This is a genomic window from Paenibacillus wynnii, assembly GCF_000757885.1.
Taxonomy (GTDB): Bacteria; Bacillota; Bacilli; order Paenibacillales; family Paenibacillaceae; genus Paenibacillus_AQ; species Paenibacillus_AQ wynnii.
Map to the genome: position 1 here is coordinate 482,364 of NZ_JQCR01000001.1, position 14,904 is coordinate 497,267.

16 protein-coding genes and 1 riboswitch are annotated in these 14,904 nt (G+C 42.8%); of the genes, 7 read left to right on the plus strand and 9 right to left on the minus strand.

Features of this window, described 5'->3' with window-relative positions; translation table 11 throughout:
- Window positions 1–4: 4 nt before the first annotated feature.
- Window positions 5–331 (minus strand): ArsR/SmtB family transcription factor, encoded by a 327-nt coding sequence (locus PWYN_RS02315; RefSeq protein ID WP_036647906.1) that lies wholly within the window; start codon window positions 329–331, stop codon window positions 5–7.
- A gap of 133 nt (window positions 332–464) precedes the next feature.
- Between PWYN_RS02315 and PWYN_RS02320 the strand changes: the two genes are divergently transcribed.
- A complete protein-coding gene (locus PWYN_RS02320; protein WP_036647909.1) occupies window positions 465–914 on the plus strand; it encodes a MarR family winged helix-turn-helix transcriptional regulator in 450 nt (149 codons plus the stop codon).
- Between the two features lie 525 nt (window positions 915–1,439).
- On the plus strand, window positions 1,440–1,934 hold the full coding sequence (locus PWYN_RS02325; RefSeq protein WP_036647911.1) for an arsinothricin resistance N-acetyltransferase ArsN1 family A: 495 nt from the start codon (window positions 1,440–1,442) through the stop codon (window positions 1,932–1,934).
- 10 nt (window positions 1,935–1,944) lie between these two features.
- Here the strand turns inward: PWYN_RS02325 and PWYN_RS02330 are convergent, their stop codons facing one another.
- The 6 genes from PWYN_RS02330 to PWYN_RS02355 all read right to left on the minus strand — a co-directional run bounded on the left by PWYN_RS02330 (window position 1,945) and on the right by PWYN_RS02355 (window position 6,441).
- Entirely contained in the window at window positions 1,945–2,319 is a 375-nt protein-coding gene (locus PWYN_RS02330) for a hypothetical protein (protein WP_036647913.1), read from the minus strand.
- A complete protein-coding gene (locus tag PWYN_RS02335) occupies window positions 2,319–2,666 on the minus strand; it encodes a hypothetical protein (RefSeq protein WP_036647915.1) in 348 nt (115 codons plus the stop codon). Before PWYN_RS02335 ends, PWYN_RS02330 begins: the two co-directional genes overlap by 1 nt.
- A gap of 415 nt (window positions 2,667–3,081) precedes the next feature.
- Complete coding sequence (locus tag PWYN_RS02340) at window positions 3,082–3,630, minus strand: hypothetical protein (protein WP_157261065.1); 549 nt, start codon at window positions 3,628–3,630, stop codon at window positions 3,082–3,084.
- Complete coding sequence (locus tag PWYN_RS02345) at window positions 3,599–4,015, minus strand: TolB-like translocation protein (protein WP_036647921.1); 417 nt, start codon at window positions 4,013–4,015, stop codon at window positions 3,599–3,601. The genes PWYN_RS02340 and PWYN_RS02345 overlap by 32 nt, the downstream gene beginning before the upstream one ends.
- A 41-nt stretch (window positions 4,016–4,056) precedes the next feature.
- Window positions 4,057–4,150: riboswitch (cyclic di-GMP riboswitch) on the minus strand.
- A 35-nt stretch (window positions 4,151–4,185) separates the two neighbouring features.
- A complete protein-coding gene (locus PWYN_RS02350; protein ID WP_036647924.1) occupies window positions 4,186–5,400 on the minus strand; it encodes an MFS transporter in 1,215 nt (404 codons plus the stop codon).
- A gap of 21 nt (window positions 5,401–5,421) precedes the next feature.
- Window positions 5,422–6,441 (minus strand): ROK family protein, encoded by a 1,020-nt coding sequence (locus tag PWYN_RS02355; RefSeq protein ID WP_036647926.1) that lies wholly within the window; start codon window positions 6,439–6,441, stop codon window positions 5,422–5,424.
- Between the two features lie 130 nt (window positions 6,442–6,571).
- On the opposite strand from PWYN_RS02355, the gene PWYN_RS02360 reads away from it, so the two are divergent.
- From PWYN_RS02360 to PWYN_RS02375, 4 genes are all read left to right on the plus strand, one after another.
- Window positions 6,572–7,801 (plus strand): cation:proton antiporter, encoded by a 1,230-nt coding sequence (locus tag PWYN_RS02360; protein WP_036647928.1) that lies wholly within the window; start codon window positions 6,572–6,574, stop codon window positions 7,799–7,801.
- A gap of 173 nt (window positions 7,802–7,974) precedes the next feature.
- Complete coding sequence (locus tag PWYN_RS02365) at window positions 7,975–9,297, plus strand: glycosyltransferase (RefSeq protein WP_157261066.1); 1,323 nt, start codon at window positions 7,975–7,977, stop codon at window positions 9,295–9,297.
- 155 nt (window positions 9,298–9,452) lie between these two features.
- A complete protein-coding gene (locus PWYN_RS02370) occupies window positions 9,453–11,816 on the plus strand; it encodes a S8 family serine peptidase (protein ID WP_036647932.1) in 2,364 nt (787 codons plus the stop codon).
- Between the two features lie 60 nt (window positions 11,817–11,876).
- On the plus strand, window positions 11,877–12,521 hold the full coding sequence (locus tag PWYN_RS02375) for an S-layer homology domain-containing protein (RefSeq protein ID WP_036647934.1): 645 nt from the start codon (window positions 11,877–11,879) through the stop codon (window positions 12,519–12,521).
- 62 nt (window positions 12,522–12,583) lie between these two features.
- On the opposite strand, the gene PWYN_RS02380 is transcribed toward PWYN_RS02375, so the two are convergent.
- Window positions 12,584–13,180 carry a TetR/AcrR family transcriptional regulator gene (locus PWYN_RS02380; RefSeq protein WP_036648281.1) on the minus strand — a complete coding sequence of 199 codons (597 nt, stop codon included), beginning with the start codon at window positions 13,178–13,180 and terminating at the stop codon, window positions 12,584–12,586.
- A 123-nt stretch (window positions 13,181–13,303) separates the two neighbouring features.
- On the opposite strand from PWYN_RS02380, the gene PWYN_RS02385 reads away from it, so the two are divergent.
- Window positions 13,304–13,855, plus strand: coding sequence for a hypothetical protein (locus PWYN_RS02385; protein ID WP_036647937.1), 552 nt, complete (start codon window positions 13,304–13,306; stop codon window positions 13,853–13,855).
- A gap of 471 nt (window positions 13,856–14,326) precedes the next feature.
- Here PWYN_RS02385 and PWYN_RS02390 read toward each other — a convergent pair whose 3' ends face one another.
- Window positions 14,327–14,728 (minus strand): NUDIX hydrolase, encoded by a 402-nt coding sequence (locus tag PWYN_RS02390; RefSeq protein ID WP_338049173.1) that lies wholly within the window; start codon window positions 14,726–14,728, stop codon window positions 14,327–14,329.
- Between the last annotated feature and the right edge of the window lie 176 nt (window positions 14,729–14,904).

The following is a 14,904-nucleotide window of genomic DNA, read 5'->3' on the forward strand; positions in this document are numbered from 1 at the left end:
TACATTACTCACATGAAGCTACTACCGTTTCTTTATTCAAAAGGGATAGTATGGTGGTTGAATCCGGCAGTTGATCCAGAACCGCCCGGATGTAGGGCTTATCCTCAACATTTAAGGAATAGTGTACCCATTGTCCGCGCTTACTCTCTTTGACGATGCCCTGGCTCTTTAACTTTCTTAAATGCTGGCTAATTGCCGGTTGGGAAATATCGAAGATCGCCACAAATTCACATACACACCATTCCCGCTCTTTTAAAAGGGCAAGCATAGCTAGTCGTGTCTTGTCACCTAACAGCTTCAGGTCATCTGCTATAATCGATAATGCTTCCATATCTATTCCTCCTTCCCCCTACTTACATAAGCTTATGCTTATATTCTAATATACTACCTTCTAATTATCAACACCAAAAACTAGTTGTATTTTGCAAATACATGCGCTATAACTAAGACATGAGGTGATCTCCATGGAAAATGGACGTGAATTGTTCCAAATCATGACCCGGCGCTTTGGCCTGCTGAATAGAAACTGCTGTACTGTATGCGGTTGTGACATTTCCTTAGTACAAAGCCATCTGTTATATGAAATAGATCGGCAGCATAACCCTTCCATGCAGCAGGTTGCAGATATTCTATCAACGGATATAACTACCTTTAGCCGACAAGTTCAATCCCTTGTTAAAATGAATCTGGTCAAGAAAACACCCGATCCCAGCGATCGAAGAGTCTTCACTCTTTCACTGACTGCTGCGGGAAAAATGGTAGCTACCACCATTGATCAGGAAATGAACAATTACCTCGATGAAGTCTTCTCCCATATGACTGAATATGAGAAGGAAACGGTATTGCGGTCTGTGAAGCTGTTCAATGATGCTATGGGGAAATCAAGCAGATGTTGTGCACCTATAACCGGGTGATTTCTCTTGAGATGTATTTGTATTTTGCAAGTTTTCATCCAATTATAGAGCGAATTCTTCACCTTGAATTTCAGATTTTGGCTCAAATTATAGTAGGGTAGTCTGTGGAATAGATGTACTTTGTACACTTATTTCTGGCTTTTGGCGCTCGTATGTAAGGATAGATGTACTTAGTGCAACTAAAAACACGGATATGCCGGATAAACCCCAGAATACCCAAAAATAAGTGTATAAAGTGCAATTAAAAATCAAAAAGTGTGCTAAAAGTGAACCATAAGTGTACGTTGTGCAACTATATATGTTGAAACCCATGTAGATAGACGATTTTCCGTAGTTGTCGCGGATCCCTGAGGAGATACGACCACTCTCTTACACCAACTTATTGACTCTACTCCAATATTGATAATTCCCTTGAATATATAGGGGACTTTTCCCTCTAAACTTTATTTATCACTTCAATGTCTAAATCTTAAGTTCAGTCTATATAACCCCAATAATTCCATACTTGTCAGGGAGGATAAATGAATGTCTACACTACCTGTTCGGCACGCCACTTTCGGTGACATTGAGAGTATTCTTAGGATTTATAACCAAGGCATTGAGGATCGTATTGCCACACTTGAGATAGAGGTTAAAGACTTAAAGTATATGGAAGCGTGGTTTCAAGAACATCAAGGGCGGTATCTTGTACTGGTGGCGGTGCTGGACGGCGAGGTGGCCGGTTGGGCTTCCCTTAACCCGTATTCCCATCGTTGTGCTTATAGTGGCGTTGCAGACCTCTCCGTTTACATTGACCGTAAATTCCGTGGGCAAGGCGTTGGCACTTCGCTCCTGCAATCATTGGAAACCGCAGCAGCAGAGCTCCATTTTCATAAAATCGTACTCTATACCTTCCCCTTCAACCAGAACGGTCAGGGCTTATATCGAAAAATGGGCTACCGAGAAGTAGGTGTATTTGAGAAACAAGGCGTTATGGACAACAAGTATATTGATGTGATGGTTATGGAGAAATTGCTGTAGCTAATCTTAGCTAGCTTAGCTCTATCTCTTGATTATCTCTTTTTATTCTCTTAAAACATTGTTCTATTCTGTCCATGTCTATAAATTCTCTATCAACATGTGCAACAAACAATAGTTTTAACCAGAATGCGTCCCCCTCAGCATAATTTTCAACAGCTTGCTCAATATTCTCTTGGGTTAAAGATTTCACAATAATATCAGGCTGAGTCGCAGAAATGAAATTAATGTTTTCTTTATTCATGTAGCTAAGTAAATTTAACGGTGTACTTACAACAACAGTAATATGGGTTCCATCCTCGAGTTCAATAAATACATCAATATTATTATCATGAATATCTACTATTTTTGAGAGTGCAGTTGGATATTCGATTTTTTTAACTTTCATCAGTTCCCACCCTTATTTATACATATATCCCTTAGTTGCTTTTCGATCTTAGATTCCCTCTCCCCTTTATCTTTAGAAGTAACGATGTAAATATTCCTAGTTATAATCTCAACGACTTCCCCATCAAAATAAACTTTCTTGAATTTTTTATATAATGTCATTCTGTCTTTTTCCAGTGCTTCTCGATTCTCATATTCATAAATAAATACAATCTTAAACCAAGGAGTAACTAAAGCTATTTGATCAATTGCTAATGTACTAATCACTGAATTAGGGCTTGGTCTACGAGATGCTCTGAATGGAAAAGTATTTTCACTCAATAAAATTAATAATTCTTCTAGCTTCATATAAGACGCAGCCCCCTCCTTGTCTCTTGTACAAGAAACACTAAGTATCATTGGTGAATTCACTTGATATTACTTTTATTTTATAAAGTTAATTACACCAAATAATTTTCCGTGGTTCTTTGTCAGCATATTGCCTATTACAATCCCTATTAATAGCATATAACCCCAAAAAGAGAATTAATATAATAAAAATAACTTATAAACTCTTTTCACCTTCATTAAGACACTCCTTAATAATATTAGTCTGAAAAAAAGAAAACCACCGGAGGATGTATCTCGCTTGTGGTAATCTTTGAAGCAACCGGATATCAAGGACAGGTATTTACATACGATTCGAAGATAAATACTAAAAGCCCCGTTAACTAGGCATTTGAATGCTACATAAGGGGGCCTTCTCTATTCCATTATGTCAACCTTAATTACTACGCACGATATTCCGGTAAACCAGTTTGTCATCAATAACCAAAGCAAGCTTTTCCCCATTGAAACCAACAAATTGCGCTACCTTTATCGCACCCAAGTTAAATGCATTTCCTAACTCAAGGTCTACACCCATTAACATTACTTTGTCGCCAGAAGTCTCCAGCCAAACAGCGTATCGCTTCGATATACTCATTTGCCTGTATTCACTTTTACCCTGTATGACTGGTAGAGTTAAATCTGTCGGCTGGGGATTAACCGCATCCAGATTGAGATAAACATTCTTCCCATATTGGTCGAAATTCCGTTGTTTCCAAAGGGCTTGGTTGCCGTTGAACACAAAGCGCTCAACATAGGAAGTGTATGGTAGGTCAAGAATTTTGCGGGTTGATCCGGATGAGATCACATATTCATAGAGATCTCCGTCCATTTCTCCTTTGTAGACAATACGCCCGTTCCTAACTATTGGATCTCTCCCCCTACCTAAATCTGTCAGGGTACCCTTTACCTGATCATATATTTGTCTCGATCTGTGTTCTGACATTGTAACTGTAGATATCCCAGTTGATATTTTCAACACCGACACTTTGGTCTCTTTTATCAGCCCACACAACAATCGGTTCACCGCGTCCATTAATGCCCACCACTGGCGTATCCGTAATTTTACCGTGTTTTGTCACTGCAAGAGTTTTGCCGGTCGACGTGTTGCCATAATAGATTTGACCGGCACCAGTTGTACCCCTAGACCGCCAAACCAGGTGAGATCCCGATATATTTACAAGACCCCCCTTGAACGTAAACTTCGTTACTTCATCTTTAAAGGTGTATGTAGTTGCCGCTGATACCTGTTGCCCTGGGAGGGCTATTCCTACCGTCAGTAATCCAACAACCAATATTCCAACCATCCATTTTCTTGATACTCTCTTCATATTTCTCCCCCTTAAAAAATGCAACAAAAAAACCAAGTCCCTTGAGTAACCCGGCTGCCAGGTCATGATAGAATCATGACGGAAGGCCCGTGGCTTTGCGTCCCCGACTTTCGTACGGGTTTGCCTTTGTTCAAGCACCTGATTACTATACTCAAACAACAAGTTATCTATTAAGCATGTTTATGCGGTAGACGCTTTTTCATCAAACCATTGATCTTCTCCGACGCAATAAGCATAACGATAATATAACCCACATTAACTATTGGGAAAATTACAAATGAAGTATTAGCCGCTACCCATCCAAGGAGAGGCGGCAGGATAGCGCCACCGGTATAGGCAACAGCCATTTGGTAGCCCATGATCTTCTGTGAATGTTTCTTTCCAAAGCGGACAGGCGTTTCATGCAGCATACAGGGGAAAATAGGTGCAGATCCTAAGCCAACTAAGATGAAGCCGAATAGGGAAAAGATCGTTTGTAACGGAAGTACCAATAGGATCGCTCCAACCAAGGCTATGAATTGTCCTGTACGTATAAGCGTACGATTGCTGAATTTGAACGTAACAAATCCGGTTATAAACCGGCCTACAGTGATTCCTCCATAATACATAGAGACCCATTGTGCCGCTGCGGAAGCAGACATTCCTTTCACATTCACCAAGAAGCTGCTGCCCCAGAGGCCCATTGTTGCTTCCATCCCCACATAAAACAGAAAAGTTATTAATGCCAGTTTTACACCCTTAATTTTCAAAGGCTTTTCATATTGCGCTGATTCTTCAGTTAAAGGATTAGATGTATCCTCTTGAACCTCTTCTTTTATATCCACCCCGCCTTGATTCTCCAAGCGCTTCCACAGAGGAAGAGTAACGAACAGCAGTACCACCAGCGCGAATTGAATGATCGCTACGACAAAATAACCGCTTCTCCATGAATTGTCCTGTGCAATAAAGTGGGACATAATGATAGGTCCAAGCATGGCCCCGACTCCCCAGAAACAATGCAGCCAACTCATGTGATGTGCTTTGTAGTGGGTAGCTACATAGTTATTCAACCCTGCGTCAATAGAACCTGCTCCCAAACCCAGAGGTAAAGCCAATACAGCAAGCCAGATTATAGAAGGTGCATAAGAAAATCCCAATAGAGCCACAGCAGTAACTGCTACACTAATAAAGGTAACCTTTCCGGTACCCAAGCGTTTTAGAATAGTCTCACTGCCTAAACTCGAGATGATCGTCCCCACTATGATAATAATAGAAAGCACCCCGGCCATTTCTACCTTTGCCCCGTATTCCACCTGCATAACAGGCCAAGCCGCTCCGAGCATAGAGTCCGGCAATCCCAAGCTAATGAACGCCAAGTAGATGATGATTAAAAAAAGCGTAGCCATATTGTTTACCACCTATATCTTTTATTTGGTTAACTGTAAGTTAGGTTCCAATGTGCTTAAGGTTTGCACGATCATCCCTTTCAGGTAATCTGCTGCAAAGTCCTCTGTGAGGATAATCTTCGGCATCGCGCTTGCCGGGAGCTGCGTGCTGCATAATTCCGTTATGGCATGAACATGCTCGGCTTGCAGAAAGCTTCCATATAACACAACGGAATCCGGATTCAGCACACTGCTGACTGAAACCGTAAGTTTGGCGATTGCTTCACACAGCAGATCGAAGGAGGCAAGCAAAGACTCCTCCCCCCATGGAATCCCCAGCGGCATATTCGCCACTTCTCCAGCAAAGCTTCGTTTTCCCTTGTACAGCTTTCCGTTAATATATAAACCAGCACCCGGGGGAAACCGTTCTGGAAAATATAAATATACAATCGCGGAGTCAGGCGCAGCCTGAGTTCTGTTGCAAAACCCGATCACTGCTGCATTCACATCATTCTCCATCACAACCGGTTTTTGATAGCGATTCCTGAAATGCTCAGTCAAAGAGATACCCAGTAAGGCTTCATAGTCCGAAACAATCATTTCCCCATCGTATTCCGCACCGGGTAAGCCAAAGCCCAAGGCCTGAATGGAGGGATAGGCTATAAGCAATGGATCTATGATCTTTTCAAAAGTTGCGAGATCGATGATCTCCACCTTCACCTCTGCCTCGTGCATACAATGGCCGGATAGATTGACCACAGTATGGCGGATCAGGATCAATCCATTTTTTTCAAAAGGGAACAAAATCAACGCCAGCGCGTAATCCACATTATATATATATTGTTGCGCAGGTCTCCCTCCGCTAGAGGAACTCAACCCACCTTCGAGCACTTCATTCTGTTGAACCAAATGCTGCAGCATTGTCCCTACTGTCACGATACTGAGTCCTGTTGTCTCTGCGATTTGCTTTTTTGTAGCTTGTTTCTTTTCCTTTAGTACTCTCCGTACCAAGTTTATATTGACCTCTTTAATAACCAGGGCATTTCCACCGATGTTCTCCACGATCTCTCACCTCGGTTTAAATAATACTTTATAAAAGCATTTTAATAAATAGTTATTTTTAAAGCACAACAGTTTAAGGTACAATGTTAAAATACATAATCATCCAAAATCCATAATCAAGAGGTGTCCTATGCATCAGTTTAACGAAGTCTTTATTGAAATATTAATTTTACTAGCCATTTCTATGGGTGTTATTGCTGTTGCCAAAAAGATAAATCAGCCCTTTTCCATCGCTCTTGTTGTGGTTGGACTTTTACTAGGTACCCTTCATGTACCCTTTCTAGAACAGGCCGAAGGGTTCATCACGCAATCGCATGTTTTTCAAGCTATTATTATCTCTTTATTTCTGCCTATTTTGCTGGGTGATGCGACATTAAAGCTGCCCTTCTCCCATCTGCGCGAGCAAAGCAAGCCCGTAGTGGCCTTAGCTTTCGGCGGCACCTTATTGTCCTATCTCATTATAGCGTTGGCTGTGTATTGGATTCTCGGCTTGCCTTTGGTCATCGCCTTTACCTTTGCTGCACTCATGAGTGCCACCGACCCTATTAGCGTAATTTCCATCTTCAAATCCTTGGGCGTTCCCAAAAACGTCGTCACGATTATAGAAGGCGAATCTCTATTCAACGATGGCATAGCTGTTGTACTGTTTCAAATTTCTTCGATTTACCTAATCTCCTATATGGAGATGGGCTGGCTCGGCATTGGGAGCGGGCTCCTGCTATTCTTGAAATTCAGCTTAGGCGGGATTCTCATCGGAGCGGTCATGGGCTTTCTTTTCTCCCAGCTTATTCGTTTCTATGACGACTATCCGCTGGAAATCGGCTTTTCGATGTTGCTCTTTTTTGGAAGCTACTTTATTGCTGAGCATTTCCATGTATCCGGGGTTATTGCTGTTGTGGTCAGTGGCTTAATCTTTGGAAGCTACGGAGCAAAGATTGGGATGTCGGAGACTACGAAAACCAATATTAACTCGTTCTGGGATGTGATCACGCTAATCGCCAACTCCCTGATTTTCTTAATGATCGGGCTCGAAATTAAAAATATTAACTTTATGGATAAATGGGGCCTTATTGCAGGTGCCATTGTCATCGTATTAATCGGAAGAACACTGGCTCTATACGCAAGTCTTCATTATCTCAAGAACTTTCCTGCCGCTTGGAAAGCCATTCTGAACTGGGGCGGTCTGAAGGGAAGTCTGTCCATTGCTCTAGCATTAAGTTTGCCTCCGTCTTTCGAGGGTAGGCAGGATGTTTTGGTGCTAACCTTTAGCGTGGTTTTATTCTCCCTTCTAGCTCAAGGCTTAACCATTAAACCGCTTGCCATGAAGCTGGGATTAACACAGGAAAAGAAAACCGGCTAAATCTCATTCCTCTAAGTAGCCCACCCAAGAATTCAGCTTCCTTCTAACATATGATGCATTATTTAGGCCTATAGGCTGTGATCTGTATCAAAGGAGGAAAGTCAGTGGCCCTCAAGCGGAAAGGAAAACCTGCAAGAAGGATCAGAACTGGGCGGGTGAACAAGAGGAAAAGGTTGTTAAGAGGAACAAAAAAGAGAAAAATATCGATAGGTAAGAGGCCTCTTAAGAAAAAGAAGTCCCGCAGGTCAAAACGTAGAAAACCGACTAGGCGCAAGGTTCTAAATATTCTTTATATCGTCCATTCCTTTTACCCAGAGACCTATACAGGAACCGAGAAGTTCGTATTCAATTTGGCCAGATCCATGCAAAGCAAAGGGCATCGCGTCAAAGTCGTTACTTACAGCGATGGTATGCCGGAGAGTTATTCTCATACTTTTGGTGAAGTATTGTATAAAGAATATGAATATGAAGGCATTCCTGTTCTTGCCTATCGCCATAAACATATGGACCCTGCCCAGTTCTTTGAAATCGGGAATATGGATTTGACTCTGTTCGCACAAAAAGTAATTAAGAAGGAAAAACCCACCCTCATCCATATTGGACATCCAATGAGAGCTATGGACTTTATACAGATCAGCAAACGTCTCGGGATTAAATACATCATTACTTTAACTGACTTTTGGTTTGTATGTCCGGCGGGAACGATGCTCCAAAAGAGTAATGCGCTGTGCAATGGGCCCGACATGGGCCGAAATTGCCTCACTCACTGCCAAATCCCTAATGTTCAGCAACGGCTAAGCACTCATGTCCCTCTCTTAAGGGCGGCTAGCAGAGTCTTTTCCCCTTCCGCTTCCTTAGCTGGTCTAGTTAGTAGGAACTTACCGGATATTCATGTGGAAGTCCAGAATCACGGGATCAACTATGATACCATTCGGCGGAATGAGCGGGTATACCAACCTGGTGACTCTTTAACTTTATTCTACGGCGGGTCTCTCAATACCCATAAAGGCGTGCACCTGATCCTTCAAGCAATGTCGATGATCCCATCGGACCGACTTCAACTGAAGATCTACGGCTCAGGACCTTCCGAATATACGGCATCACTCCAACAGGCCGCTGCCTCCGATGATCGTATTTCCTTTTGCGGGCTATATTCGGAAAATGACATTCAGCAAATCTATCAGGAAGTTGATATCGCTCTGGTCCCCTCCATTTGGTATGAGAATTATCCGTTAGCTCTTCATGAAGCACTCGCCAGTCATGTTCCTGCACTGGTATCAGACATAGGCGGCATGGCAGAGAAGGTGCAGGACGGGTTCAACGGGTTAACCTTCCGCGTAGGGGATGCCGAACATCTCGCACAGCGGATTGTTGAATTACTTGATAACCCGACGTTGCTGAATGTATTCAAGGCCAATATGAACCAAGTTGAAATCCCGTCTATTCAACAAGAAGCCGTTGCGTACGAAGGTATTTACCATTCTGTTGCCCGTTGATGGGAATTAAGCAGGTTATTAGAACAGATTCAGACATTTTAAGGTCAACCGGAGTGTATAGGTTGGTCTTTTTTTGTTCTGTTCGCCTAAATGTCCTCCACTCCTATACCGATATATAAAATTAGAAGTATATCGATCATCAGGAGGAACCTCAAATGAGAAAGAACACGGGTACACTTTTAGTCTCATCCATTTTATCCGTTGTCCTACTCCTTAATACTGGAGCGGCATATGCGAATACAAGTCAAGACGAAGCCCAGCAGGAAGTTATTATTACCTACCATAATAATCAGGGAAAAGAGACGATTCTCGAGGACAGTGTTGAAATCCAACATGTATTTCAGACGATTCCAGCCGTTTCTGCCACGGTAACAAGTGCCGATCTTAAGGAACTTATAGACGATCCCAATATTGCTTATATTGAACGAAATGTCCCCTTTACGATTACTGCAGAAGAGTATACAACGGCATCGGCAGCAACGATACCGGCAGAACAATCCCAGTGGGGCTTCCAAGCGGTTAAGCCCACAAAGTTGTGGGAGAAAGGTTATACCGGAACAGGTGTCAAAGTGGCCGTGATTGATTCCGGCCTTTATGCCCACCCGGAACTTTCCGTTGCAGGTGGCATTTCTACCGTTGATTACACAACCTCTTATACGGATGATAACGGGCATGGTACGCATGTGGCCGGGATCATCGCTGCCAAAAGCAATAACGGAGGCATGGTAGGTATCGCACCGGACGTGCTGCTCTATGCTGTTAAATCTATGGACGCTAATGGTGACGGCAATTTGCAGGATGTATTGGAAGGAATCGATTGGGCGATTCAGAACCATATGGATATTATTAATTTATCGCTGGGAACCACGTATTCATCCAATTCTCTCAAAGATATAGTGGATCAAGCCTATGCGGCAGGCATCATTATGGTAGGCTCGGCAGGCAACAGCGGAGCTGGAACAAACACAATCACCTACCCCGCCAAGTATGACAGCGTGATTGCCGTTTCAGCGATGGATGTGAATCAGGCCCGCGGTGATTTTTCTTCAACAGGTCCGGAGAATGAAATCTCCGCGCCGGGCGTTGGTATTATTTCAACGGCTTCCGGAGGAGGTTATGCCAAGACAAGCGGCACCTCCCAAGCAGCTCCACATATTACAGGTATGCTTGCTCTACTGAAGCAGGAACATCCGTTGTTATCCAATGTACAACTCCGTGAAGAGATACGGAGATATGCTATCGATTTGGGAGCACCCGGACGCGATGATGAGTTTGGTTATGGTTTTGCGACGTTTGCTAAAGAGTTTGACGTCACTGCACCTGCCGAGGTTAGCGATCTAACGGTTAGTGAAGTTACAGCAAAAACCGCAACAGTCACATGGATAAATCCGCAAGATGCCGATTTTGCCAAAGTTAATCTATACGCCAATGGAGTTTTTGCGGGTGAGGGTTCCGGCATCGCCTATACTTTCACAGGACTCACTCCGCATACAGATTATAATCTTCAAGCCAAAACCGTGGATACAACAGGCAATGTCTCAGCAGGCCAAAATGTGATGACTGCAACCTTGGCTGAAGTGCCACCTATAGACACAACTACACCAACAGAACCTACTATAGATCTTACTGCTCCTGGGGAGGTGTCTACACTGGGGGTTGTGGACGCCACTTATGCCTCCATTCAGCTTCGTTGGACGAATCCTTTAGATGCCGATTTTGCCAAGGTTAAGATATTTGTAGATGGAGAATTTGTGGATGAGACGACTAAAGCAGATTATAATCTGACAGGCCTGACCTCGGATACTGTATATAACATAGTTATTAAAACATTGGATTCCACTGGGAATTCATCTGTAGGTGCTGCACTTCAGGCAAGAACGCTAGCGGCAGTCCCACTTGTCACCGCTCCTGACTCGGTAATTCCGACACCGCTTCCCGATGTGCCCTCATTGCCGGCAAACATTACCCTCCCTCCAACAGGAGGAAGTGCGGTCATTTTACCTCCGGATGCACAAGTGGCTGAATTGAAGAAAGCCAAAGCATCTCTGGATGAAGCAAAGAAGTTGTTGACCATGATTTCCTACTTCGAAGCAAAGTATGACATAAACGCCCTATCTGACGCGGATAAGCAGAATCAATTCCAACAAGAATTGGATCATCTCAAGCTTGAACTAGGTGCGAAGGCGCTTTTGGCGAAAAATGAGGTTCGTCCTTCCGTTCCTATTAATGTCAGTGTCCAAGCAGCAATGAAGAGTGAAAGTTACAAGTATATCGATGTATCTTCCATTAAACCGGGTGAGAACGTTTTTGTTGTGGACAGCAAAGGTGAAGTGGTCACGGATCTTCAGGTGTATGTTTTGTGGAACCGCATCTTCGTCAAGCCTGTGAGTGGTTCATTCGTTTCCAAAGGAATGTATACCCTCATCATTGATAAGACCGTTAAAGGCAAACCGGCGATGAATTCATCCCAGTCCTATTCTCTTAGCAACCCGCTTACTCTAGACTTTACGACTCGATAGTCAATAGAAAGAAGAAATGCAATACAAGAAATTAAAGCTTATAGACAGGGGATTATCACCATGAATAGTAGAGCACTGGCAAAGGTAGTTCTTGCAGCAGCACTCCTCGTATCTTTTTACGGAATATCAGGAGTTCGAGACGTAAAGGCAGCGGATTTGGTGAGCACGTCATTCTCCGATGTTCAAGCAAACCAATGGTATGCTTCCACCATTCAGTGGGGCATTTCGCAAAACATGGTGAAGGGCTATGCGGATGGCACCTTTAAACCGAACAAGACGGTTACCGAAGCAGAGTTCCTGGCTTTGTTAATTCGTGCCTTTGAGCCTAACCTAAGTAATAACGGAGAAAATCATTGGGCTAACCCTTACTATATTAGAGCAAAACAGTTGAACTACCCTGTAAAAAGCTATACCCTTATGGCTTCGAGAAAGGAGGTCATTTTGCGTACACAAGTAGCTGAACTCATCTCCGCTGCGGAGGGTGTTCATTTCAGCGGAGATGATGCAATTCATTACCTGCTTGCCTTTGGGTTAGCTAATGGCAGTGATCCCGCTAAACTATCCATCCAAAGCTTCGGCGGATTGAACAAGCTTACTCGTGCGGAAGCCTTGCAGTTTGTAAAGAATCTTTATGAGAACGGGGTTGGCGGCTTACTGACCAGACCCGCAGAAGCAACAGACCCGCGCGATATCCCGGCAATATAAGCATAAAAAGGGATTGCCTTGAGTCTAATGACTCTCTGCAATCCCTTTTTCATTAACATCATTTATTCCTTTTCAATCCTGCAAATTGAATTAATATGATGAGTTAAAACATCGGCGACACGCTTTCGATCCAAGCGCTCGGGTTCAAGCAAAGCATGCAACGCCAATCCATCGACTAAGGCATACAAATGTTCAGAGGTCATTTCCTTATCCAGATCTTTTCTCAACAATTGATGCTGGTCCAAAAATTCGATTAAACTGCCCATTTCGCTAAAAAAACCTTCGTGCTGTGTATCAAGCTGTTCCTCTGCATATTTACGATGAAAGGTGAAGGCGAACCACACCTCCATTTCAGCCATTTTAATATCATCTACAGGCACAAGTTCGAGCAAAATCCGAATGACTTTTTCTTTTGGCGGTAAGTCGCTAATCCCAATCTTCTCAATTCGGGCAGTGGCCCGATCCTTCACGAGATTCATGGCATAGGCTAGCAGTTCATCTTGGGTAGAGAAATAGTGGCGCAAGGCCCCCAATGACAACCCCGCCTCTTTAGCGATATTTCTGACAGTCGCCCCCTTCACCCCCTGTTCCAGGATGACCCGCCATGTGGCTTTAGCGATATGAGTTTTTTTCTCCGTGGGATCTACAATTTTTGGCATGTCCATATTGTATCAAAAGGAAAAGTAAAACTCAATAATATAGTACAGTTGTATTATTAAAAACCAGATGTTATAATTTCTCTTATTTAATAATACAATTGTATTGGAAAAGGGGGGCGTAATTTGAATATTGCAGCATGGTCGATCGTCATCAGTGAAATCGCCTTTTGGATTGTTATATTGATGGGTCTTATTGCGCGTTATATTTTTAAAAGAGAAAAGCTGGGGTTTGTCCTGCTGGCATTAACTCCGGTCATTGACTGCATTTTATTAGTGATTACGAGTATTGATTTACACCGCGGCTCTACTGCTACGACAGCACATGCACTTGCAGCCGTGTATATTGCAGTGTCCCTTGTTTTTGGTAAAGGTATGATCCATTGGGCAGACCAACGTTTTCGCTATTTAGTGACAAAAGAAGGTTCAAAACCCGGCAGAAAATACGGGATCGAATTCGCCAAACATTATTTCAGAGGTTGGGTCAAACACGTAATTTCTTTTCTTATAGGTGCCGGAATCCTCTTCGGGCTGATTACCTATATAGACGACCCAACCCGCACCGAAGCACTCTCGAGTGTTTTGCAAATTTGGTCCATAGTCTTGGGCTTTGACTTCATCATAACGGTCACTTACTTTATTTGGCCGAGGAAAGCAAAGGTATTAAACTGCGATTAGTTAGGAAAGGGAGATTAAAGGACAAGGGGGCCTCGACAGGTATGGAAAAGTAATATCTTACGGGTTCCTTTGATAAACTCGCGTGGATACCTGCCCAAGATAAATGCGTAAGCCTTACGGACCCAGCGGACGCTATTTATTCCATTTACCTGAATTCCTTGTCTATGTGGACTCAGGGGGCCTTAATTACATGAATTCGGCTATAAATAGCCCAGTATTCATAAATAACGGCATCTGTGTCCGCATAACTTACTTATAGAGCATTGTATAGACACCCGATCTAGGCTGCTTCGAAAGCATAAGCTGTATCCGAATTTCAACTGCTAAAAGCGGGTTAATCAAAGAAATCTGGATACAACAGCGGCCGGGCGTCCATATTTTTATAGTAATAAAAGGAATTTTCACTTCACTTTTACTTCATTTTTTCTTCGATCCTGTCTTTCCCAGTTCTTGTAAGAATTCTACTAACAGTTATCTCATCTCTGGTAAACTAATAAACCCCTTGAGTATCGCCTGCAATATGCCATAACATAACTCTGAATCATTCAATCTATTTTCTTTTATCCCATCAATACAATCCTGGATACTCATTCTTATGACTTCAATTTCTTCATGTCCTTCGAGTTGTTGTTCAGAATAACTCACAATTTCGTCAGTATAATACACATGTGTTACCTCATTACTCCTCCAAGATGCAGGTAATATATTTCCTAAGTAATATACTCTGCCGCAATCAATACCCGTCTCTTCCTTAAGTTCTCTTCTTGCCGCAAACTCTAAATCCTCGCCTTGCTTTACGCCTCCACCTGGAAGTTGAATGGTATATGACTCAATGGGTTCTCGATATTGGTTAATGAGTATTAACTTTGAGATTTAATCATTATCTTCCCGAATGTATCCTCAATGATATGTATTCCATTTTTGCTAAGTAAGTTTTTGATACCGTTCACCCTTTTTGTCATAGTCTATCGCGTATACGATATTTTTCAACCTCGAGTAGTGATTTCATAAGTAATGTCACGTTTAATAGAAGTGTATAACCCATTCCA